General features: G+C 50.4%; 7 protein-coding genes. All 7 read right to left on the reverse strand.

The genetic code is table 11. The features are described 5' to 3' along the window. Positions 1-113: 113 nt before the first annotated feature. A complete protein-coding gene (locus tag PAV_RS23170) occupies positions 114-14,114 on the reverse strand; it encodes a non-ribosomal peptide synthetase (protein ID WP_005550268.1) in 14,001 nt (4,666 codons plus the stop codon). Next, positions 14,111-20,017 (reverse strand): non-ribosomal peptide synthetase, encoded by a 5,907-nt coding sequence (locus PAV_RS32700; RefSeq protein ID WP_005550270.1) that lies wholly within the window; start codon positions 20,015-20,017, stop codon positions 14,111-14,113. The genes PAV_RS23170 and PAV_RS32700 overlap by 4 nt, the downstream gene beginning before the upstream one ends. Positions 20,018-20,655: 638 nt before the next feature. After that, positions 20,656-21,369, reverse strand: coding sequence for a GntR family transcriptional regulator (locus tag PAV_RS23175; protein ID WP_005550272.1), 714 nt, complete (start codon positions 21,367-21,369; stop codon positions 20,656-20,658). Positions 21,370-21,378: 9 nt separating this feature from the next. Continuing rightward, positions 21,379-22,416 (reverse strand): sugar kinase, encoded by a 1,038-nt coding sequence (locus PAV_RS23180; protein ID WP_005550273.1) that lies wholly within the window; start codon positions 22,414-22,416, stop codon positions 21,379-21,381. Continuing rightward, complete coding sequence (dagF, locus tag PAV_RS23185) at positions 22,409-23,164, reverse strand: 2-dehydro-3-deoxy-phosphogluconate aldolase (protein WP_005550274.1); 756 nt, start codon at positions 23,162-23,164, stop codon at positions 22,409-22,411. The genes PAV_RS23180 and dagF overlap by 8 nt, the downstream gene beginning before the upstream one ends. Then, positions 23,157-24,269: a DgaE family pyridoxal phosphate-dependent ammonia lyase gene (locus tag PAV_RS23190; RefSeq protein ID WP_005550275.1), complete on the reverse strand. Its 1,113-nt coding sequence runs from the start codon at positions 24,267-24,269 to the stop codon at positions 23,157-23,159. The genes dagF and PAV_RS23190 overlap by 8 nt, the downstream gene beginning before the upstream one ends. Further along, a complete protein-coding gene (locus tag PAV_RS23195) occupies positions 24,223-25,353 on the reverse strand; it encodes an amidohydrolase/deacetylase family metallohydrolase (protein WP_005550276.1) in 1,131 nt (376 codons plus the stop codon). Before PAV_RS23195 ends, PAV_RS23190 begins: the two co-directional genes overlap by 47 nt. Between the last annotated feature and the right edge of the window lie 63 nt (positions 25,354-25,416).

The following is a 25,416-nucleotide window of genomic DNA, read 5'->3' on the forward strand; positions in this document are numbered from 1 at the left end:
GCGGACGGCAATCGTCCATCCGGGTGCATGTGTGAATGCTGCACGCACCCGGTATGAACGAGGCCATACCTTCTGCAATCACTGTTCAGACGGAACAGCAGCTTAGAGCGAAATTAAAAGGCAAAATCGATTTCTTCCTCCAACACTTCGTCTTCTTCCCCGCTGCCGCTCAATTGAATATCGCCCAATCTAATGTCAGGTCGATCACAAAGTTGAGACAGAATATCCAAGAAATCCTCCACAAAGTTCGCAATCATATTCGAAGAGAACAGCTTTGTGCAGTATTCGAATTGCCCGCTCAGCTTTCCGTCTTCGATCTCCATTTCCAAGGTTAAGTCGAATTTTGCTACGGTATGCGATGGAATTAATGGCTCAAAGGACATTTCTCCCACATTGACCGTGCGGGCAGTTGCATTTTGCAGCACGAACATGGTATCGAATACCGGATTTCGACCAGGAACCCAAGCTGACTGCAGTTGGTCCACAAGCTTGTCGAACGGGTAATCCTGATGTTCGAAGGCATTCAGCGTCGACTCCTTCACTTCCTCCAAATAATGAAGGAAGCTCTTATCCGCATGCGGATAATTGCGAATTGCCAGCGAGTTGACGAACATTCCGATCAATTGCTCCGTATCTGCATGCGTTCTGCCTGCGATTGGAGTACCGACGACAAGATCGTCTTGACCTGAATATTTATGAAGCAATGTCGTGTAAGCTGCCAGCAGCACCATATAAATGGTTGCTCCAGTTTGGGCTGCGAGGTGCTGCAGCTTTTCATTCAACTGCCCGTCAATCGCGAAATGCAGATTGTCTCCGTCATAGCTGCGGCGATCGGTTCTGGCGAATTCGGTTGGGAGCTCCAACAACGGAAGCTCGTTGCCCAATGAGTTCAGCCAGAATTGCTCATGCTCTTTCATTCGCTCGCTTTGCGCTTCTGACTGCTGCCACAGCACATAATCCTTGTACTGTATCTCCAGTGGAGGAAGCTCCTCCCCGTCATACAAACGGGCAAGCTCGTCAATCAATATGTTCGTTGAAATCCCATCTGAAATAATATGGTGCATATCGAACAGTAAGAGATGCTGCTCCTCATGCTCCAGTTGGACGAGTCCGACTCTAAGCAGCGGCGGCTGCTCCAAATCGAATTCTCGGACGAATTGCGCAGCGATGTCTTCAGCATCCTTCTCTGTGGCATACGAATACTCAAGTTCAATTTCGACTTGCTGACGAATCCGCTGTACCGGTTCTCCATCCACCATTTCAAAGCTGGAACGCAGTGTATCATGACGGGCAATCAACTTCTGAAGCGCCGCTTCCAAGCGGGAGCGATCGATATGCCCTTGAACCAGCATAGCCCCTGGCATGTTGTAGCTCTGCTGCGCCCCTTCAGCCTGATGTAAAATGTAGATCCGCTTTTGAGCCGAGGAGAGCGGATAATGTCCAGCTACCGGTGCTATCGGAATCGCACGGTATTCCTGCTTCTCCAATTTGGCGATCGCCTGCGCCATCGTTTCAACCGTCGAATTGCGGAAAATGTCCCTCAGCGGAAGAGCAACGTGCAGTTCCTTGCTCAGCTTGCCGGCAAGCGCGGTTGCCCGCAGGGAGTGTCCGCCCAATTCGAAGAAGTCGTCCTTCACACCGATATGATCTAGACCAAGCACTTCCTGCCAAATACGCACAAGCTTCACTTCTAACGGCGTTCGCGGTGCTGCGCGCTCAACGTCGGTACGGATCATATCTTTCGGAGCCGGGAGTGCTTTACGATCCAGCTTGCCATTCGGCGCCAGCGGCATCTGCTCGAGCTGTACGAAGTAGGATGGAATCATATAGCTCGGCAGCTCTGCGGCAAGCGCTGCTCTCAAGTCGCTCACTGCTGGCTCACCGTCTGCTACATAGTAAGCGCACAGTGATTTCTGGCCGCTCTCGTCTTCCCGCGCTACAACGACCGTCTCTCTAATCGCATCGATATTTAGAAGCGCCGTTTCCAGTTCGCCCAGCTCAATCCGGTATCCGCGGATCTTCACTTGATGGTCGATCCGTCCCAAATATTCAATATTGCCGTCTGGCAGCCATCGTGCCAGGTCGCCCGTTCTATACATCCGTTCGCCCACAGAAGATACTGTGACGAATTTCTCTGCTGTCAGCTCCGGACGGTTCCAGTATCCTCGTGCTAATCCAACACCTGCAATGCACAGTTCGCCCGCCACGCCGATCGGCTGCACCTGATTATGCCCGTTCACGATATAAATGCGCGTATTGTCAATCGGCTTGCCGATCGGCACGCTTACGTAGGCTTGCCCAGGCTCGCAGTCGAAGTACGTAACATCCACTGTCGCTTCTGTCGGTCCGTACAGGTTGATCAGACGTGCATCACTTGCTGGCGCGATGTAGCGATAGAACCGTTCTACCTGTGACACAAGCAGCGCCTCACCGCTCGTGAATACCTGCCGCAGCGGCGACAAGCCGCACTTGCGCTCTGCTTCAGGCAGCTGCTCCACATGTTCGAGGAAGGCGTGCAGCATAGACGGCACGAAGTGCATTGTCGTGATGCCGTGACGCTCGATCGCTTCGACGATCGCTGCCGGATTCTTCTCTCCGCCAACTGGAAGCATGAGCACCTTCGAGCCGACGAAAGCCCACCAGAACAGCTCCCAGACGGATACGTCGAACGTAATCGCCGTCTTCTGCATAATGGTGTCTTCTGCGCCAATCGGATACTGCTTCTGCATCCACAGCAAGCGATTGATGACCGATGTATGCTCGACCATAACCCCTTTTGGACGGCCAGTCGTGCCTGACGTGTAGATAATATAGGCCATATCGGTCGGCTTATTGACCGCTTCTAGATTGGAAGCATCGTCGTCGTACGCTCCAGCATCGTCCAGATCGATGACGTGTCCCGCAAAGTCTATTCCTTCTCCCGCACTGCCCTGCACGAGCAGCACTTGAGCCTCTGAATCTTCCAGCATGTACCGGATGCGATCTTCCGGATAATCCGGCGCAATCGGCACATAGGCGCCGCCGGCCTTCAGAATACCCATGATTCCGACCATCAGCTCCAACGAACGTTCCGCCATAATGCCGACGATCTGATCCGGTACGACACCGGCCGCCCGCAATGTTCTCGCTAGTCGGTTCGAGCGTTCATTCAATTCCTGATACGTTAAGCACTCGTCCCCGAACAGCACGGCCGCCGCATCTGGCATCCGCTGCGTTTGCTCCTCGAACATCCGATGAATCGTCTGTTCGCAAGGATATTCGGCTGCCGTTTCGTTGAATGCCGTCATCAGCTCCGTCTGTTCGGCTTCTGTAGCCAGTTGCAGTTCGCCTACAACAATGTCCGGATTATTTGCCACTTGTTCGAGCACATGCTTAAGATGGTTTTGCAGCCGCTCCATGTCGGCACGATCGTAAACCTGCGCATTGTAATCAAAGCGAATAAGGAGATTATCACCCGGCACGATCATGAAATTGAAATCATAATTCGTCTGTTCGGCAGCCTGCACATCCGTTATGGCAAGATCCCGACCGATGCCATCGCCGGTTTGTTCCATACGCTCATCCAGCGGATAGTTCTCGAACACCATGATATGGCTGATCAAGTCCTGCTTCTGCGCCGTTCTGGATTGGATTTCATATAACGGATAATAATCGTATCGTCCGGATTCGAGCGCCGCATTTTGCAGTTGTTCCGCTACCTTGACGAAGCTTGCGTCGGCTGTGCAGCTTACTCGCACCGGAATCGTGTTGATGAACAATCCAATCATCGATTCGACGCCCGGCACGTCAGCCGGACGACCCGATACAACGCCGCCAAATACGACATCTTCGGTGCCGTTGTATCTTTGAAGCACGATCCCCCACGCCGCTTGCAGCAACGTGTTCAACGTCACTTGATGCTGCTTGGCAGCCCGGTTCATGCGGGATGTCAGCTCGATTCCCATTTTGCAGGACGCTTGTTCTAGCTTATACGGCTTATCTTTGCCTGCGATCTTACCGTTAGGCAATCGCGTTTGCTGGTCATATCCACCCAAATAGCCACTCCAATAGTCAGCCGCCGCATTCATGTCCTGACGCGCCAGCCATTCGATGTATCGGCTGTAGTCAGGCATATCAGCCTCCTCGTGCAGCGCCGATTGGACTGGTTGATCCATGAGGGCTGAGTACGTGCGGAATAGTTCTTCCGTCAGCTGTGGCAGGCACCAGCCATCCATCAGAATATGATGGGAGCTCCACAGCACATGGCAGCTTAATTCTCCTGTCCGCATTAAGGTGACGCGCACTAGCGGATCCCGCTCAAGATCAAATCCTCGCAGCTTGTCACCCGCCACGATACTTTCGATTGCTGCCGTTTGCTCGTCAGGCAGCAGCTCGCTCAAATCCTTACATGTGCACGTAATTCGTCCTTCGCGGAACACGATTTGCACCGGTTCGCCTTCCAAGCTGTAGAAATTCGTACGCAGCACGGCATGCTTTAGAGCCAGCTCATTCAAGCTTCTGGCAAACATGCCAGGATCGAGCTCGCCCCGCAGCGTAAATCGAGTTTGCTCGAAATAAGCACCATGAGCCCCTTCTTCCCCATCCACTGCATTGTGGAACCACATGCCCTTTTGCATCGGGGTCAGCATGTACATATTTTCGATGATACCAAGATCCTGCGTCTCTTCTGTAATCCGCTCCAACTGCTCAATGTTCAGCCCTTGCAGCAGTAAGTCGCTCGGTGTCAACTCCGTGTGCTCCTTCGCCATGCAATGATCAATGATCTCAAGCAGGCTCGCACGCATATGGCTGGCCAACTGCTCAATCGTCTCCTGACGATATTCAGAACCGCTGTAGCTTATGTCAAAGGACAGTGCGCCGTCCGTAATCGCTCCGTTGATATCGAGCGCATATTGTCTAGCATGCTTGGCGCTTGCATCCGCTCCTCGCGAATACGGAGATACGGACATGCCGTCACCTATTGTTTCTTGATCGAACTGCCCCAAATAGTTGAAGCTGATGTCAGGCGCAGCGCCCCAGTCCAAGCCTTCTTCCGTTGCGGTCAGGTAACGGCATATTCCGTACCCGATTCCCTTGTTCGGAATCCGGCGCAGATTTTCCTTGAGCTCCTTGATATGATAAGCCAAGCTCCGGTTCGGCTCCCATTTCAGCAGCACCGGATACTCGCTTGTGAACCAGCCTACCGTCCGCGTAATATCAAGCTCGCCGACGATTGGCTCACGTCCATGCGATTCTAGATTCACGAGTACTCGATTTTGCCCGCTCCATTTCTGTGCAGCCATTGCGAAGGCAGCAAGCAATATGTCGTTCATGTCCGTGTTATAAGCACGATGTACCTGTTTCAACAGTTGCTCAGTTTCCTCTTCGCTCCACGCAACGACGACGGAATGGCTGTCTTGCTGCATGCTCTTCTCTGCTTCAAAGTCTTTCGCCAGCGGAGCAGCGCCGGCGCTCAAAACGTTTGTCCAGTATTCGCGCTCTCTGTCCATCGCCGTGTCTGCAGCGTATTCAACTAGACTACGCGACCAAGCGAGATAAGAATCTGTCTTCGAAGGCAAACGGATATCGCCGCCATTGAGCGCTTGTTCATAGCCTGCCGCAAAATCCTCCAGCAGGATGCGCCAGGAGACACCGTCCACAACGGCATGATGGATAGCCAAAAGCAAATGATGTCCTTGTTCGGTGCGGAACAAACCAGCCTTCACAAGCGGACCGCTATGCAAATCGATGCTTGCTTGAATTTCGCTTGCTTTCACTTCGACGACCTGTGCAACCTCTTCTTCGTTCTCCACATCCAGAGTAACAAAGTTAAACAGCTCGCCCTCTTCGATTGCCCGATTCCAAGCTGCATATCCAGCATCGGTTTTGCGGAATACCATCCGCAGCGCATCGTGATGTTCCACAATTTTACGTAAAGTTTTGCGTAGAGCCGTCTCATCAAATCCGTCCTGCCGATACAGCATAAACGACTGATTGTAGTGGTGCGCTTCATCCAATCCCAGTCCGAAATACCAGCGTTGAATCGGTGTCAGCTCGGCTTCGCCGAATACTTCTCCTTGGTCGGCTATTCTGCCGATCGGCTGAAGCTGGTGCGCCAATTGTGCAATTGTCGGGTATTTGAACAGGTCTCGGATTTCCAGCTTGTAGCCAGCTTGGTGCAGCCGTGAGGACACTTGGATTGATTTAATCGAATCCCCGCCCAGCTCAAAGAAATGATCGTTCGTTCCAATCCGTTCTACATGCAGGACGCTCTCCCATGCCGCAGCCAACGCCTTCTCTGCATCCGTGCGCGGCGCTGCGTATTCTATACCGGTATACGCAATGCCCTCCGGCGCTGGAAGTCCCTTGCGGTCAAGCTTGCCGTTCGGTGTAAGCGGCATCTGATCAAGTCTCAGGAAATGCGACGGTATCATATATGCTGGAAGTTCCTTCGCCAGCGCCGCCCTCCATTCGCCTGCTGTCAGCTCGCGTTCTGACGTATAGTAAGCACACAGCACCTTCCGTCCGCTGCCGTCTTCCCTTGCAACGACGGCCGCTTCGCCAACATTTGGCATGTTCTGTAGCTTCGATTCAACTTCTCCAATTTCGATGCGGTATCCGCGTATTTTGACCTGATGATCTGTACGTCCAATCAATGCGATGTTGCCGTCAGGCAGCCATTTTGCCAAATCGCCCGTGCGGTACATGCGTTGACCAGGTGCGAACGGATCATCTACGAACTTGTCCGCCGTCAATTCTGGTCTGTTCCAGTATCCGCGGCCCACCCCAGCTCCTCCGATATAGAGTTCTCCTGCCAAGCCGACAGGTTGGAGCGATTGGTTTTCGCCCAGAACGTACATCGCAACGTATGGTAGCGGCTTGCCGATTGGGATTGCACGAACCGTCACCGCTGATTGCGGTTCATAATAGCTGGAGTCCACGCACGCTTCGGTTACCCCGTAGCTATTAACGATGCGCAGGTGTGAACCAAAGCGGTCAATCAGCCTGCGGAAATCATCCGCTGGACACAAATCCGAACCGATAATCAACAACTTGAGACTGCCGATGTCCACCCGATGCTCATGGACATGCTCCATAAGCGGAATGACAAGAGCAGGCGTCGATTCGAACATATGGATGCCGCAGTTGCGAAGCAGCTCGCAAATTTCGGCTGGATTCGCTCTTGCTTCGCTCGGGCAAAGTATCAGTTCTCCGCCGTGCAGCAGTGTGCGAACAAGATCTCCGGAAAATACGTCGAACGAAAAGCTGGCCCACTGCAGCCAACGGATTCCCGGCTCATGCAGTCCATATTCCGACTTCCAGGCGTCGGCCATGGCAGCCAGATGACGGTGCTCGATCATAACTCCTTTCGGATTGCCAGTCGTTCCCGACGTGTAGATGACATAGCATAGATCAGAATGCCCGCTGATCGGCTCTAGATTCGTCGCGTCCTCCTGATAGGAAGCTCCCTCCTCAAGCAATACCCACGTTCCGTCAAAGGATACTTTTGTCTGCAAATGGCGCTGTGTCAACAGCAGCCGTGCGTTCGCATCTTCCAGCATATAGCGAATACGATCCTCCGGATATTCCGGATCAATTGGGACATAAGCTCCACCTGACTTCAAGACAGCCATGATTGCAACAACCATGTCGAGCGAACGATCAGCCATAACGCCGATCAGCTCATTCGGCCTTGCGCCTTGTCCTCGAAGTGTTCTTGCTAGTTTATTGGCCCGTTCATTCAGCTCTCGGTAGGTCATTCGCTCTTGCTTGAACACGACCGCAGTGTGCTCCGGCGTGCGCGCAACCTGCTCTTCGAACAAACTGTGAATCGTGCCCGCGGAAGGGATTGAGAAATTCTCACGATTGAATACAGTCAATATTTCTTCCCGCTCTGTCGTCGTCAACATGGCAAGCTCTTTCAGGCAAGCTTCCGGCTGTGTGACGATATCGGTTAACAATTGCTTGAAGTGCTGGGCCATGCAGACGATCGTTTCCGACTTGAACAAGGAAGTTGCATATTCAATGCTGCAATCCAGTCCGTCCCCATCTTCTTTCACATCCAAGCTCACATCGAATTTAGAAATTGTGTATTCCAACGGATATGGCTTCATCTCCAGCTCGCCCAGTGAATCGTTCATCAGCTCCGTATTGTCTAACGCGAACATCGTGTCAAACAATGGGTTGCGGCTTAAATCTCTAGTCAATTGCAAGCTGTCCACCAAATCCTCGAATGGATAGTCCTGATGCTCATAAGCGCCTAGCATTGTATTCTTGATCTCGTCCAAATACGAGCGGAACAGCTTCTCGCCTTCTGGATAAGTGCGAATCGCGAGCGTATTAACAAACATTCCGATAATCGGCTGCAGCTCGCCATGCGTTCTTCCTGCAATCGGTGTCCCAACCACGATATCGTCTTGGCCCGTATACTTATGAAGCATGACGGTATAGGCGGCCAGAAGCACCATATATAGCGTCGTACCGGTTTCAGCAGCAATTCGATTCAAGCCCTCGCTCACGTTCTTGTCGATTCTGAAAGGAAGTGTTAGGCCGTCATACTTCTGCACAGCCGGTCGAGCAAAATCCGTCGGCAGCTCCAATATCGGCAATTCTCCGCGGAATTCGTCAAGCCAGTACGCTTGCTGCTGCTTCAATTGTTCCTTATGTGCCTCCGACTGCTGCCATACTGCATAATCCTTATACTGGATGCGGAGCGGTGGTACGTCTTCCCCATGATAGTGCTGTGACAATTCCCGCAGCACGATACCTATCGATACACCGTCCGAAATAATATGGTGCATGTCGAACAGAAGTACATATTGATGCTTTGCTTCCGCAATTTCGATCAGTCCTGCTCGCAGTAATGGCGGCTTATTGAGATCGAACGAACGAATAAACTGCCGCGTTAACTGCTGGATGTCACGTTCTGCGGCTTTGTGGTATTCGATTGCAAAGTTCACGGTATCGAGTACACGCTGTACAGGTTCCCCAAACTCCAAATCGAAGCTCGTACGCAATATATCGTGCCGCTCGATCAATTTGCGGAATGCGGTCTCGAATCTGTCTCGATCCAGTTCTCCTTCGATCAGCATGACGCCAGGCATATTGTAGCCTTGCTCCGCGCCTTCAAGCTGATGCAGAATGTACAGCCGCTTTTGTGCGGAGGACACTGGATAATACTCGCGTGCTTCAGCTACCGCGATCGACGAATAAGCGTCCTCAGCCATTGCGGACACGGCGGCTGCCAGCTCTCCGATCGTAGGATAGCGGAACACATCTCGCAGCGGTAACTGAATATTCAATTCTTGATGCACCTTATTAACCAAAGCCGTCGCGCGCAGGGAATGGCCGCCGAGCTCGAAGAAATTATCATTCACGCCGACTCGTTCAAGGCCAAGCAACTGCTCCCACATGCGGGCAAGGCTCGCTTCGAGCGGTGTGCGCGGCGCTACATATTCCGTGCCTATATTGATGCTTCCCTCCGGAGCAGGCAGCGCTTTGCGATCTACCTTGCCATTGGAAGTGAGCGGCATGCGCTCCAGCTGCACGAAATAAGACGGTATCATATATGCCGGCAATTCCTGCGCCAGCTCGCTTCTCAATTCGCCTACGGTCAACTGGCGATCCGCCACAAAATAGGCGCACAGTAGTTTTTCTCCGCCGTTTTCTTCCCGAGCAATGACAATGGCTTCCCGAATCGATGCTATCTTAGTAATTTGTGCTTCAACCTCGCCAAGCTCGATTCGATAGCCGCGGATTTTGACTTGATGATCGATCCGGCCCAAATATTCAATATTGCCGTCTGACAGCCATTTCGCCAAATCGCCGGTCTTGTACATCTTTCCTCCCGGCTCGAACGGATTGTCAACAAATCTGTCGGCTGTAAGCTCAGGACGATTCAAATATCCACGTGCAAGACCTTCTCCCGCGACATACATTTCTCCCGCCACGCCTACCGGAACGCATTGCCGGTTCGTGTCTAGAATGTAAATGCGCAAGGTCGGAATCGGGAACCCGATGTTGCTTCTCGCTTGATCGATTTCCGTCTCAGTTATCTCCTTGTACGTAACATGGACTGTCGTTTCGGTAATGCCGTACATATTGATCAGCTTCGTGCTCGGATATTTCGCTCTCCAATCCTTCAGCAGTTGTGGACTTAGCGCTTCTCCACCAAATATGACCATACGGATGTTCAGTTTCGGACTTCCGTCAGCCAATGCCTCCCGCATCAACTGATAAAAATAGGTCGGCGTCTGATTGAGGACAGTTACCTGTTCTTCGGCCAGCAGTTCTAGGAACTTCGCCGGATTTTTGGCCGTCAGTTGCGGCACGACTACCAATTTCCCGCCGTATAGTAACGCGCCGTACATTTCCCATACCGAGAAGTCGAAGCAGAAGGAATGGAATAGCGTCCATGTATCGGATGATCGGAAGTCAAACAGATTTTTGCTGTTGAACAGCAGGCGCACGACGTTTTTATGTTCAATCAGAGTTCCCTTCGGCTTGCCAGTCGTTCCCGACGTATAGATGACATAGGCCAAATCGGAAGGCTTGTTGACCGGTGCCGGGTTAGAAATGTCTCCGCCGTATGCTTGCTCGTCATCAAGGAACATAACTTTGCCTGCAAAATCAACCTGCTCCTGCAGATGCTGCGGCAACAGCAAAATATCCGCACCGGAATCGCTCAGCATATAGCCGATGCGATCGCTCGGATACTCCGGATCGATCGGCACATAGGCTCCCCCAGCCTTAAGAATGGCAAGAAGCCCTACAAGCATGTCTGTTGTACGCTCGGCCATGATGCCTACCAGCGTATCAGCGTTGACTCCTTCCGTACGCAGCGTCCAAGCCAAGCGGTTCGCCCGTTCGTTCAGCTCCCGATAAGTCAGGATACCATTCGCTGCCGTTACAGCAATTGCATCTGGTGTTCGTTCGACCTGTTCCTCGAACAAACGGTGAATCGTCATGTCTCTCGGATAGTCTGCCGCCGTATCATTGAACTGCTCCATTAATTGCTGCTTCTCTGCTTCGGTTACGATGCCGAGCTGTTCCAATCGAATGTCCGGATTATGGATAACCGCCTCCATCAATTGATTGAAATGGGCCGTCATTCGTTCAATCGTTTCACGCTTGTACAGAGCAGTTGCATATTCCATACTGCACATGAGGCCCGCATCGTTTTCTTCGATGTGCAGTGTAAGATCGAACTTGGCCACCGCATGCTCGATTGGATTCGGCGTCACAGTAAGTCCATCAATGGACCATAAGCCTTTTTCCGTATTTTGCAGGACGAGCGCAGTATCGAATACCGGATTGCGGCTTACGTCCCTCGTCGGCTGAATATGATCGATCAGTTCCTCGAACGGATATTCCTGATGTTCATAGGCCTGCAATGTCGTATGCCGGACTTCCTTCAGGAAGGAACGGAATGTCTTCTCTCCTGCCGGGTAATTGCGGAGCGGAAGCGTGTTGACGAACATACCGATGAGCGGTTGAATGTCATCATGCGTTCTGCCTGCAATTGGCATGCCGACAATGACGTCCTCCTGCCCCGTATACTTATAAAGCAAAGATGAGTACAGGGTCAGCAATACCATGTACATGGTAGCATCTGATCCTGCCGCAATCTGCTTCAGCGCATCTACCTTGTCAGCAGAAATGGAGAACTCCAGCGTGCTGCCTGCAAAGCTTCGGAAGGCAGGTCGCGGATAGTCCGCAGGCAGCTGCAGAACCGGCAGCTCGCCGTCCAACGATTTCAACCAGTATGATTTCTGCTCCTTCATCCGAGACAGATATCCTTCGCTTTGCTGCCACACTGCATAATCCTTGTACTGGATATGCAAATCCGGCAGAGTTTCGCCGCTGTATAGCGCTGCGAACTCTTCGAGCAAGATGCCCATGGAAGCCCCATCCGAAATAATGTGATGCATGTCGAACAACAACATATGGCGCTCAGCGCCTAATTCGATTAGTCCCACGCGAATCAGCGGAGGCTGATTCAATTGGAACGTACGGACGAAAGTACGCAGAATAGATTCGACTTCCGATGCTTCATCAGCTTGCCAATGCTCCACAGTGAACTCTGCCTGCTCATATACGATCTGTACAGGCTCGCCGTTCTTCATTTCGAACCCGGTGCGCAGTACCTCATGCCTTTCAATCAAGCCGTGGAACGCGGATTCCAAGCGTTCGCGATCTAGCTTGCCTTCCATCATCATGACACCCGGCATATTATAGGACTGCTCTGCCCCCTCCATCTGATGGAGAACGAACAACCGCTTCTGAGCGGACGATACTGGATACCACTCGCGTTCCTCTGTTTTGTTGATGGAATGGAAATGCTCCTGCTGCATGCCTTCAATGGCGATCGCCATCTGCTCAATCGTAGGGCATCGGAACACGTCTCGGAGCGGCAGCAAAACACTGAGTTCCCGATGCAGCTTGCTGACGAGCGTCGTGGCGCGCAAGGAATGGCCGCCCAATTCGAAGAACGAATCGGTAACGCCGACATGCTCGAGACCAAGCACATCCTTCCAAATGCATGCCAGCTTTGCCTCCAAGTCCGTGCGCGGCTGGACGAGTTCATGGACACGAAGTCCTTCCTCTGGGACAGGAAGCGCCCTGCGATCGACCTTGCCGTTAGGCGTCAAAGGCAGCTTGTCAATCTGGATGAAGTGAGACGGTATCATATAGCCCGGCAATTCTCGGGCTAGTGCCTCGCTGAGTTCTGAAGGCGCAAGCTCATAGCCTGCCGTGAAATAAGCACATAATACTTTTTGTCCACTTGCATCTTCACGCGCTATGACCGCAGCTTCGCTCACTTGTTCGATCCGTAGTACATGGGCCAGTACCTCGCCGAGTTCAATCCGGTAACCGCGAATCTTCACTTGTTCATCACAGCGTCCCATAAATTCAATCGTTCCGTCCGGCAGCCATCTCGCCAAATCGCCGGTTCGGTACAGCCGCTCGCCTGGGACGAACGGATCGTTTACGAATTTTTCCTCCGTCAATTCAGGACGGTTCAAGTAACCACTAGCCAATCCGTCTCCACCTGTATACAGCTCGCCTACTACGCCAACCGGAAGAAGATTTCCAGCTTCATCAAGCACATACACCCGCGTATTGCCGATCGGGCGGCCGATCGGAATCGACGCACGCTCTAAATCCGCTTCTGCAATGTGATGGCAGCAGGTGAAGGTTGTGTTTTCCGTCGGACCATAGCCATTGATGAGGCGAATTCCGCTATGATGCTCCAACACTTTACGGGCATGTGCGGATGATACGACATCTCCGCCTACCAGCAGCTGCTTGACTCCGCTAAAACCATGAATATGCTGTTCAGCCATCACTTGGAATAACCCGGCCGTCATCCACATTGTCGTTACCTGATGGCGCTGTATCGCTTCTGCCCAATCCGCAAGCGATTGATTGCCTGGAGGCAGGATAGCAAGCGCTGCTCCATTCAGCAGACTGCCCCAAATTTCGAAGGTAGCCGCATCAAATGAAATCGTGGATCCCTGCAAAAATACATCATTTTCATTGATGTCTACATAGGTTGCGGCACTGACGAGACGAACGACCCCGCGATGCGTTACACATACGCCCTTCGGCGTACCTGTGGAACCAGACGTATAGACGATGTATGCCAAGTCTTCTCCCGTCCCTGCATCCGGCAGGTTCTCGCACTGCGCTTTGTTGGCAGAATAGTCTACTGCAGATTCAGTTTCATCGAGTGCAATGACGCTCATGCTTTCCGGCCACATGTTCCGCAAATGCTTCTGCGTCACCATCACTGCCATCGACGTATCTTCCACCATGGCATTTATCCGCTCTTGCGGATATGCCGGATCGATCGGCACATAGGCTCCGCCAGCCTTAAGGATAGCCAGCAAGCCTACAAGCATTTCCAATGAGCGTTCCACGCTGATGCCAACCCGAGCCCCAGTACTGATTCCGGTTTCCCGCAGTTGCCGCGCCATTCTGTTGGCCTTCGCATTCAGCTCCCGATAAGTCATCTGCTTATTGCCGAATATGGCAGCTATCGCGTCTGGCTGCTGTTCGGCCCGCTCTTCGAACAAATGATGTATCGTCTTGTCGCGCGGATAACTTACGGACGTATCGTTGAATTCGTTCAAAATAACCGTTTTTCTTGCTCCGTTGCCAGTTCCAATTGGCCAACAGCCGTTTGCGGATTGGTGGCAATTTGCTTCAATAGGTGCAGCAGATGCCCTTTCAATGCGGTTATGCCAGCCTGATCCAACGCCAGCTTGTTATAATCAAAGCGAATAACGATATTGTCGCCAGGCACAATGATAAGGTTCAAATCGTAATTCGTTTGTTCGGACACAATCACATCCGCCAATTTCAGACCTTTGCCGTCCAAGCTGCTGAACTGATCAAGCTGTTCTTCCATTGGATAATTCTCAAGCACCATGATGTGGTTGATTAAGTCCTGCTTCTGCGCACTCTGTGCTTGAATCTCATACAGTGGATAGTAGTCATGCTTGGCAGACGATAAAGCCTGCTCCTGTATCTGCGTCATCACTTCTGCAAAGCTGATGTCCGCTTGGCAGTTAACACGCACTGGAATCGTGTTGATAAACAAGCCGATCATGTCTTCGATTCCGACGAGTTCCGCCGGTCTGCCAGATACGACGCTGCCAAAAACCACGTCAGATGTTCGGTTATACTTTTGCAGCAAAATACCCCATGCCGCCTGCAGCAGCGTATTTAACGTCACTTGGTGCTGCGTCGCTGCTAGATTGATTTTAAGACTTAGATCTGCACCAAGCTCACACCGCAATTGATCCGCTTCATACGTGCCGGAATGTCCGCGCACAATGCTGTGCGGCAATGAAGTTGTCTCTTCAAATCCTGACAGGTAGTCCTGCCAGTAAGCTGCAGCAGCCGACTCATCCTGCCGTCCAAGCCACTCGATATATTGATTGTAAGAAGGAATGGAAGCTTGAACTGGCTTTTTGCCTCCGACGAGCGCGGAATATGTGCCGAACACTTCTTTAGCAACTAGCGGCAAGCACCAGCCGTCCATCAAAATGTGATGAGAGCTCCACATCACCTCATAAACCTCGTCTTCTGTTTGCAGAACGGTTACGCGCATTAAGTCCCCATTCTCCAAATCGAACCCTTCAACACGTTCCCTTGTCTCTACCTTCTCAATAGCCTCAGCCCGTTCGGCTGGTTCCAAGGCACGCAAATCTTCATGCCTCAGTTCGATTTGCTTGCTTCGAAACACAACTTGCAGCGGCTCGCCGTTCGTATCGACAAGGAAATTGGTACGGAACACAGCATGCCGAGCCACCAATGCGTTCCAACTGGCAGCGAAGGCTTGAATGTCCAGCTCTCCCTTAAGCGTCAAGCGAGTAAGCTCAAAATATGCTCCCTTCTGACGATCCATGGCAGCATGGAACCACATGCCCTTCTGCATTGGTGTTAGTACATAAATATCTTCCACTTCTCCAATGCTGCTCGTCCGTTCAACAATTTGCTCCAGTTCCTGAATGCTGATTTGCGGCAGTGTTACATCACTAGGTGTTAGTTCTGCTCGTTCCTTACTCACGCAATGCTCGATAATTTCTTGTAAGCTGACCTTAAATAGACCAGCGAATTGCTCGATCGACTCCATGCGGTATTGCGTGCGTCCGTAGCTGATATCGAGCTGTAATTTTCCGTCTGTGACCATCCCATTAATATCAAGCAAATAAGGGCGCGGTTGATCTCCGCTAATATTGCTTCCCGTTGAAAGCGGCGACTGAGAAAATCCGCTGTTCTGGAAATCTTGGTCGAACTGCCCTAAGTAGTTGAAGCTTACTTCCGGTGTAGTTCCCCAATCCAATTGGGCACAAGACTTGGATAAATAGCGGCAAATGCCATAACCAATGCCTTTATTCGGTACGCCGCGCAAGTTTTCTTTGACCGCCTTGATCGTACGCGGCAAGTCCTTTTCCGATTCCGTCTCGAGAAGCAGCGGATATTCGCTCGTAAACCAGCCTACTGTTCGTGTAATATCGATATCCGGCAGGATCGACTCCCGCCCGTGTCCTTCCAGGTTAATTCTGATCTGCCCATGTCCGCACCATTTGCGGATGGCAATGCCAAGTGCTGCCAGAAGGAGATCATCCATTTGTGTGTTATAAGCACGATGCGCTTGCTTCAACAGCAGCTCGGTGTCGTTAGAGCTCCATTCAATCGTGACCGATTCACTGTCCCGCTGTAGAGCAACTGCCGATTCGTCCGTTGGAAGCGGCTGAACTTCTTTCTGGGCGATTTGCTTCCAATATGCTTTCTCCTGCTCCATTGTCGGCTGCTGTGCGTATTCAGCAAGCTGCCGGGACCATAATCGGAAGGAATCGGTTTTGTCAGGAAGACGAATCTCACTTCCGTTCAATGCCTGCTCATAACCAGATGCGAGATCCTCAAGCAAAATACGCCAAGATACGGCATCAATGACAGCGTGGTGAATGGCGATAAGCAGGTGATCCCCATCCGTGCAGCGGAACAGACCCGCACGAACAAGAGGCCCTGATCCAAGATCAATTCCGGCTTGGATGGCTTCCGCAGCGTCCAGAAGCTTGTTCTGAACCGACTCAGCACTTTCGACTTTCTCCTTAAAATCTATTACTTCCAAGTAATATAACGAGCCTTCATCTGCTCGCCGATTCCAAGCCTCATATTCCCCGCGTTCCGTGCGGCGAAAGACGATGCGAAGCGCGTCGTGATGCTCTGTAATCTTTTGCAGCGCCTTGCACAGCGCCTCCTCCTCAAAGCCTTCCTTGCGGTGCAGCATGATGGATTGATTATAATGATGCAAATGATCCCCGCGCTGCCCAAAGTACCAGCGCAGAATTGGAGTGAGCTCGACTTCTCCGCTTTCTTCTCCTTGTTCAGCTTTCCTCCGAACCGCCACCATACGCGGGCTCAGCTGTTCAATAGTCGGGTATTTGAACATATCCCGAATATCCAGCTTGTATCCGGCCTGCTGCATGCGAGAAGATACTTGAATCGATTTGATGGAATCTCCGCCAAGCTCGAAGAAATGATCCAGCAGTCCGACTCTTTTCACACCCAGAACCGTTTGCCATACGTTTGCCAATGTTCGTTCCGCTTCAGACCGAGGTTCCAAATATTCCTGGCCCGTATATGCTTGTCCGGATGGAGCCGGCAGTCCGTTGCGGTCGATTTTGCCGTTCGGCGTAAGCGGCATCCGCTCCAGCTTCATGAAGTAAGACGGAATCATGTAATCCGGCAATTGATCCGCAAGTGCTGACCGCAATTGATGAATCGCAATTTCCCCGTCAGCAACATAATAAGCGCATAATACCTTAAGTCCATTTTCATCCTCGCGCGCAACGATGACAGCTTCACGAACGAGCGATGTTTGCAGCAAGCGAGTTTCAATTTCACCTATTTCTACCCGATTACCCCGAATTTTAACTTGGTGATCGAGTCTTCCAAGGTATTCAATGTTTCCGTCCGGCATCCATCTTGCCAAATCGCCGGTTCGGTACATCTTTCCTTGTGAATAGGGATCATCAATGAATTTTTCGGCCGTCAGGTCTTCACGGTTCAAGTATCCTCTTCCAACTCCAGCTCCGCCAATGTATAGCTCACCTACAACTCCAATCGGCTGCAGCGCCTTATTTTCGTCCAAAATGTACATGGATACCGAAGGAAGCGGCTTGCCTATCGGAAGCACTTGCAGGGATTCCGCATTATTTCTTTCGTAATAGCATGCATCAACGCAAGCTTCTGTTACGCCGTAACTGTTCAAAATTCGCATTTGCGAACCGAATCGTTCGACTAATTTGCGATACTCGGTGGTTGGGCAGTGATCAGATCCAACGACGAGCAGGCGTAAGCTGCTAATATCTTTGTTATGTTCATACACATATTCCATCAACGGAATAACGAGCGCCGGGGTCGATTCAAAAATATCGATGCGATGTGCTTCAATTAAATCGCAAATGGCCGCCGGATTGGCTCGCGCCTCGCTAGGACAAATAATCAGCTCTCCGCCATAGAGAAGTGCTCGCACCATGTCTCCTGTAAATACGTCAAACGAGAAGCTGGCCCATTGCAGGGTTCGTATGCCCGGCTCATCCAAGCGATAGGCTTCCTTCCAGGCGCTCCCTAATGCAGTGATTTGCCGGTGCTCTATCATGACGCCCTTCGGCTGGCCTGTTGTCCCTGAAGTATAGATAACGTAAGCTAAATGACTCGAATCGTTTATTTGCTCCAGATTGTGGCAATTTTGGTCATGAAAGTTTTCATCATCAAGCATAATCCAAGTGCCTTTATAATCGACTCGCGATTGCAAATGACTTTGTGATACCAGCACTCGTGCAGCGGAATCCGACAGCATGTATAAGATACGTTCTTCCGGATACTCCGGATCGATTGGAACGTAAGCTCCGCCTGCCTTCAATATCGCTAGAATGCCCACGACCATTTCTAAGGAGCGATCCGCCATGATGCCAACGAATTGTTCGGCTGCTACCCCGTTGGCGCGTAAGGTTCGGGCTAGGCGATTGGCCCGGTCGTTCAACTCTTTATAAGTCAGTTGTCTATCCAGATATACGACGGCTACCTTGTCAGGCGTGCGTTCCACCTGCTCCTCAAACAACTGATGAACCGTTAAGGCAGGCTGCTGCACCGCCAAAGCTGTATTGAATCGGGTTAGAATCGTTTGGGCCTCTTTATCGCTGATCATGGACAGCTCATGCAGCGTCTGGCTCGGATTGCTTAGCATTTGATCCACGATGGTCATGATTTGTTCCATGTAGCGATTGATTTCATGCTCTCCAAACAACTGTACACGATAATCAAGATTGAAATTAATCTGCTTGTCGTCCAGCATGTCCTCTAAATGAATAGCAAAATCGTCTACTTCATGCCCGCAAAAGCTGCTGCGCTGGCGGACGGAAAGATCTCCGTAGGTTGTCCAATGAATCGGCATGTAGTTTATAGAGAGGCGATACAAATCCTGTAAATCGGAATTGTTATTTTGTTCTCTCAAGTCAAGAATAAGCTGGTTATAAGGGTATTTTTGATGACGCAGGTTCGCTTTTTGCTCCTTGGCGACATTATGTAGGAAGGTCAGCACATCGTGCTCTGGATCTAGCGTTAAACGGGCGGCTACTGTACTAACGAACATGCCGATCGCATCTTTGTCCTGTCTGGATGTTCGGTTGGCATAAGCGGTACCGACAGCAATATCATTGTTACCGGTCGTTTTATATAAGAAGGCGTACAAAGAACCCAAAAACAATGTAAACAGGCTAATTTTGTGCTGCTCGCTAAATAAGTAAATTTTTTCGTACGTTTCACCGCTAATCGCGATGCTCGTCCGTCTGGCCTCCGTACCGATTGAAAAAGGAGGATATGATTTCATGCCTACTACTTCCGGCATTGTTCTGAACTTGTCCAGCCAATAAGATTTATCCTTGGCAGATCGTTCGGAGTTATCGTATTCCCGCTCCGCGAATATGTAATCCAAGTAGGTACTTTTTTCTTGCTCATTCGCCGCCACGTTGCCGCTTACCAGCTCTGTGTAGTTCTTCATAATTTTATTGGCGATAAGATGGGATGACACGCCATCCGTGACAATATGATTCATTTTAAGATTGAACCAAAACTCTTCTTCATTGATGTTAAAAATAACAAAATGATACAACAATGAATCCGATATATGAATAGGGATATGGTTAAAGCGATTTAGCCAAGACTCGGCTTCTTCACGATTTTCCCACTCTAAGTAATCAATATTCGGTATAACTTGTTCCTCCGGCACGAATTGCTGCATCGGCTGATTATCAGCCGTTTCAATTCGGATTCGAAAAGCATCATGCTGCTTGATCACCTGGCTAATCGCCATCTTCAATATATCAACGTCGACCTTGCCTCGAATGTACATCGTACCGGCAACGGTAGAAACCGACGTATTAGGATGCATCATTTCCATGTACCAAATTCTTCGCTGCGCTTGCGTCAAAGGAAACCATTCGTTAGGATTTACGTTCACATTGACTCTCCCCTATTCGAAATATTCGTAAGCGTCCGAACCCGTCAATTGACGTTCCGGATAAGTTCGCGATCATCTCCGCAGAAGAGATTAGATGCATGGCTATATGAAATTAAATTTGCAATTGTTCGTCATGAGTGTGGGCAACAAAACAGTTGATAAGTCGGCAGCAGTGTTAATCATGAGGGCATCTAGGAAGTAAGGGCAAATAACCTGTTCATGTCAAAGATGCAATGTGGTCGGTCGATCAGAAGTTGAACTGAATAAGAGAACAAAAAGAACGTTCATGAGGCTTTGGCCAAGCCCTCCTGTTGAATATTGGACACCTCCTTAGTTCCCTCTTCCTTTGTAAATTTATGCAAGGAGATAACCTTTTGCAGGGATAGTTAATCATTTCCATAACGTATTATATACAGGATTGAGCCCATTAACAATATCATTTACTATAAATTAGTATAATTCTTTAATTTTATGTAAATGGACGCCGTTTTTTGTCAATCATTATTCACAATTGAACTCAACTTCTTTTGCAACGAAAAAAGACAGGAGTTACTCCTCCTCTAATAGACAATTGTATCTACAAAAGAAGGGCTCCTGTCCAGAATATTAGCTAAATAAAAATTCGTCCCCGCAAAAGCTTAACCATCATAATTAACGACATAACTGTGGAGCTCCGTGTGATAGTAACCTTCACTATATTCAATAAGCGTCCCATCCACGTCATAGGAATACCGGGAACGTTTCAATAACGGTAGATCATTACTCACAGTAAGAATTGCTCTTGCGGTCTCTGGTGCTGTCGCGACAGCAAATTCGTCCTTATATTTCCCCAGTTCAATCTGCTGCTCTTCCAGCCATTCATATAATGACTGCTCATTTAATTCTGACAAATCAAGACCTTCCGCTTGATGCGCCAAATAGTGAGTATAGTGGATATACGGTGAACCGTCCAAATCATATACGCGCTCGATGCACAGACATCGATCACCAAACAATCGGTATGGAACGCTTCCTTCCACATTCGGAACGACCTCGGCCCGAATAACCCGTTTTTGAATTGTATGTCCTTGCTCAACAAGAATTTCCGTAAATCGCTTCCATTTGGACAGCTTTGAGGCAGATGTATTGCGAATGACCTTCGTGCCTCTTCCGCTTCCTTTTTCTACATAACCTTCCTGTACAAGCTCTATAATCGCATTGCGTACTGTAATTTTGCTGACTTGAAATTCTTCTTCCAACTGAGGCTCTGACGGAATATAGGATCCAAGCGGGTATACCCCATGCAAAATGCGCTCGCGCAAAATATTTCTTACTTGTACGTATAAGGGTCGTTTGTTGCGTGACAATCTCAATGTTACGGCCTACCTTTCCACATCTATCCCTGACTCCACCATTGCCCGCAGCACCTCTCGTTCGGTCGCCATTGGCGTATCACCTTCGATCGTATGCGCCAGCATACTAGAAGCAGCAGCGAATTCTACCGTTTGTTCCGGCGAATAGCCTTGAAATTCTCCGTGCAGAATGCCGCAAGTGTAGGCATCACCTGCTCCAATTCGATCATGGACAGCAAATGTTAACCGTTCTGAAAACGCAAAGGATTCCTGCTTATATAAAAAACCTTGCAGCGAATGCATCTGATTCTCATGGATCGAGCGATGAGTACCTGCGATGACCGAAATATTATACTGCTTGGCGACGCGCGGAATCAACTCCTCTAGTTGTTCACGCCGATCCAGCTTCTCGGTCTCCATTCCTAATGTCAGCATGGCGTCCATCTCATTCATCATGACAATATCGGCAGCACGCAGCATTTCTTCATAGTGGGTTTTAGCCTTCGCATAACCGCCCTCTCCCCAATGCGCAGGACGATAATTGCAATCGAAGATGACTAATCCTCCTGCTGCCTTCACTGCATATGCCAGCGCCTTCATATGGCGGCGTACACTATCATTCATGGCAAGTGCAATACCGCAGAAATGAATCGCGTCAATATTGGCTGCGATATCTGCATAGGAATATGTATCCTCGGGAGCTGTATTGAAACTGCTCCCAAGCCGGTCTGTATAAGTCACACGGCCTGGACGCGCCCCGAACCCCTTCTCCAAAACGTACATTCCGATATATTTGCCGCCCTGGGTGATGAACGCCGTACCAATTCCAAGCTTGCGCAAATAGGCTTCAGCAGCTTCCCCAAACGGATTGTCCGGCAATCTGGATACTAAATATGCTTCGTGACCGAAGCGGGCCAGCTGCGAGCTGACATTAACGCCCGTTCCTGAAAACGAGTAATCAAGCCTGCTGGCTTGACTCAACCGCTCAACTCCCGGAACCGTCAGCCGCATCATCACTTCTCCGAAAGCAGCAACTCTCTTGAAGCCCTGCTTAGGCACATTAAGCATAATGCTCGACCCATTTTTTCATCACTGCGTATAGGGTATGGATGTCTTCCACCTTCGTCTTGCCTGTTGCTTGATCGATAATGGATGAGTACACATGCGGGATTACGATCGGCACGTTCGCTTCAAGCGAAATCCGCAAAATGGCTTCGAAGTTGTCAAGATCGATGCCGCCCGTTGGCTCAAGCGCGAATCCTGCCTCGCCGCATGCCTGCGCAACAGCACGAAGCTCCTGTTCACAGGCAAGCCCATTCATTGGGAAGTATTTCAAAGCATTTCCACCCATATCACGCACGAGCGCGATTGCACTCTTAATTGGAACAATCGCTTTGTCTGCTTGATCCGCACTTACAGGGCCCGTCGAAATGTTGACATATCCAACCTGTCCGGTCGGTGACACTAAGCTGTTAATCCAGCTATCCTTGCCGCCCAAGTTTGCACGAGTTGCCCCAACTGCCGGGAACACCTGGTTGATGTGTCCGCCGCCATAATATTTTGCAATCTCGGCTACCACTGCCGCTTGGCGATTGTCTCCGGCGCCAAGTCCAATCGATACCGCATCATCAATTGCTGCCCCGTACGCCTTCATCGCTGCGACGGCTGCTTCGACAGTCGGATAATTTTTGGACAGTACGCCTACCAGCACATGCCCTTCTGCCGCCTTGAATACTTCCTTCGCGTTCTCCACACTGTTGGCCAGCACGTTCAGCGCTGCACGTCCTTTGTACAAGCGTTTATCCATATTAGACATGTGTAGCCCCTCCTACTAGTTTACGAATATGTGCTGCAATAACATCCATGTCATCGCCCATAAGTGGACGCGGATCGATATCAAAGTATCCTTGTCTAACCCCATAATCTCGGGTATAAATAGCGATCTCACCCGCTTGAAGTCCTGTCACGACTTCTCTCGCAGTTGTGCCGGACAGAGCAGAATCAATGCTGATTCGTGCACGGAAAATGGCGCGTCCCGCTTCATCCTGCACGATCGTACAGGAAACGCCCTCAAGCTCATTAAGCGGCATTAGCTTGGCAAGCTCCACCTTCTCTTGCTCGCTTTTGTCTTCCTTCACCATATATTCATCCAACGCCTGCAGCAATCCAAATACCGATTCTTTTCCGACTTTCATGCTGCGTCCGATGCCATGCAGCTGTGCCTTTACCCATTCAACGGCTTGCCGCTTCCCGGCAACGATGCCCGTTGTAGGTCCTTCAATAGCCTTCGAACCGCTATAGATCGCCAGATCGGAGACTTGTACGTACTTCTGCACATCTTCTTCCGCGGCCGCATCGACGATGAGCGGTATTCCATTTCGCTGTGCGACTTCCCAGGCTTCTTCGACCGAAATCATATTTTTCTGGACGGCATGATGGGATTTCACATACAGAATCGCTGCTGTCTTGTCGTGAATCGCATCCTCAATATGCTCAACCTTTCCCTCATTTGCATATCCGACCTCTACAAGCTTGCCTCCCCCTAAATACACCATCGTTTCAACAGGAGCACCGTACTGTACGTTGTGGCCTTTTAAAATGATAATTTCGTTCTTCTCGATCGGATCCTGATGCAGTCGAAGACTCTTACGACGATCTCCCTGCGTGACAACGCCAGCTACCGAGAGTGCAATCCCGCTCGATGCTGAATTCACGATTACAGCCGCTTCCGAGCCGATAAGTTCAGCAACATAATCCCCCGCTTTGTTGACAAGGTCAGCAACTTCTACATAGCTTTGTCCGCCGAGCTTCATGGCCTCCATAACCGTGTCCGACACAGCGGAAACTCCCAAAATGCTCATTCGTCCACTCGCATTAATGACGCGCTTCAGTCCGTACTTCGCATGCAACGTACTTGCCATTTGCAAATACTCCCTTCGTTACGATATGTTGATGCCCCGTACGGACATCGCCCTCCGAATCGATAAGCTGAATCGGTTCATTCCTTACTTCGAATAGCGTCAAGTTCGCGCGATCGCCCACCTGGATTCGGCCAAGCTCTGGCTTGCCAAGCCATGTTGCAGCGCGTGTCGTTACTGACGCAATCACTTCATCTAATGTATAGCCAAGATAAAGGAACTTGGACAACACGTGAGCAAGGCTATATACCGGACCATTCAGCCGGTTCCCCCGATAAATGTCCGAGCTGATCGTGTGGAGCGGAACGCCGTTCCGCTTAGCTGCCTCCGCTACGCAGAAGGAGAAGCTCGCGGTTCCATGACCCACATCGAGATGAACGCCGCGTGCGATTGCGTCGAGCAATACGCGAAGCGGTTCACCATTATCATCAAATAAGTTATTCGGCTTGCCATTCAAATAATGAGTAATGACATCCTTATCCTGTAAATATGGGACAATCTCTTCAATATTGGGTGGGGCCGATCCGATATGTACCATAATAGGAAGCCCTGTGTCCTTAGAAAATTGCCGTGCCATTCGAAGCGGTTCAATACCGCTGCCCCGTACAACACTACGGCTAATCCGCGCCTTTAGACCGATGATGAAATCCCTATGCTTTTCTATGGCTTCCTGCACAGCGGATTCATCAATCCATGCCAAATCTGATAATTCGTCGATTCGTTTTAGTCCGATTTTGGATATATTGAGAAACGCAAGTACATTTGTATCTGACTGTCCAGCCTTCTCTCTTAACTCACCAATCCGTTCCGCACCCAAGCTGCCGGCATCGACGATGGTCGCAACACCTTGTTCCACACCGATCTTATCGATCGCATCTCCGTAAGGATCGAACTCCTCAAAAGCATGGACATGCATATCAATCCAGCCGCTGGACACAAAGGTATCGGAGCCGCTGTAATCCAGAATATGTTCCCCTTGACCCTCGCCTGCTTCCGTGATATGTGCAAGGATTTCATCTTCAATCACGATGTCCATAGCTGTTCCGTCCAGACGCTTCACGCCTCTTACGACGATCCGTTCGCTCATGCTGTTCACCTCGCTTTGAGTAATAATCTATGAATGCCTACTAGATTCATAACAATAAACCCA

Source organism: Paenibacillus alvei DSM 29, assembly GCF_000293805.1.
GTDB lineage: Bacteria > Bacillota > Bacilli > Paenibacillales > Paenibacillaceae > Paenibacillus_B > Paenibacillus_B alvei.

Coding starts and splice junctions, on each gene's coding strand:
- PAV_RS23190 (WP_005550275.1), bottom strand. CDS start 24,269: ATGGCAAGTACGTTGCATGCGAAGTACGGACTGAAGCGCGTCATTAAT.
- PAV_RS23180 (WP_005550273.1), bottom strand. CDS start 22,416: ATGCTTAATGTGCCTAAGCAGGGCTTCAAGAGAGTTGCTGCTTTCGGA.
- dagF (WP_005550274.1), bottom strand. CDS start 23,164: ATGTCTAATATGGATAAACGCTTGTACAAAGGACGTGCAGCGCTGAAC.
- PAV_RS23195 (WP_005550276.1), bottom strand. CDS start 25,353: ATGAGCGAACGGATCGTCGTAAGAGGCGTGAAGCGTCTGGACGGAACA.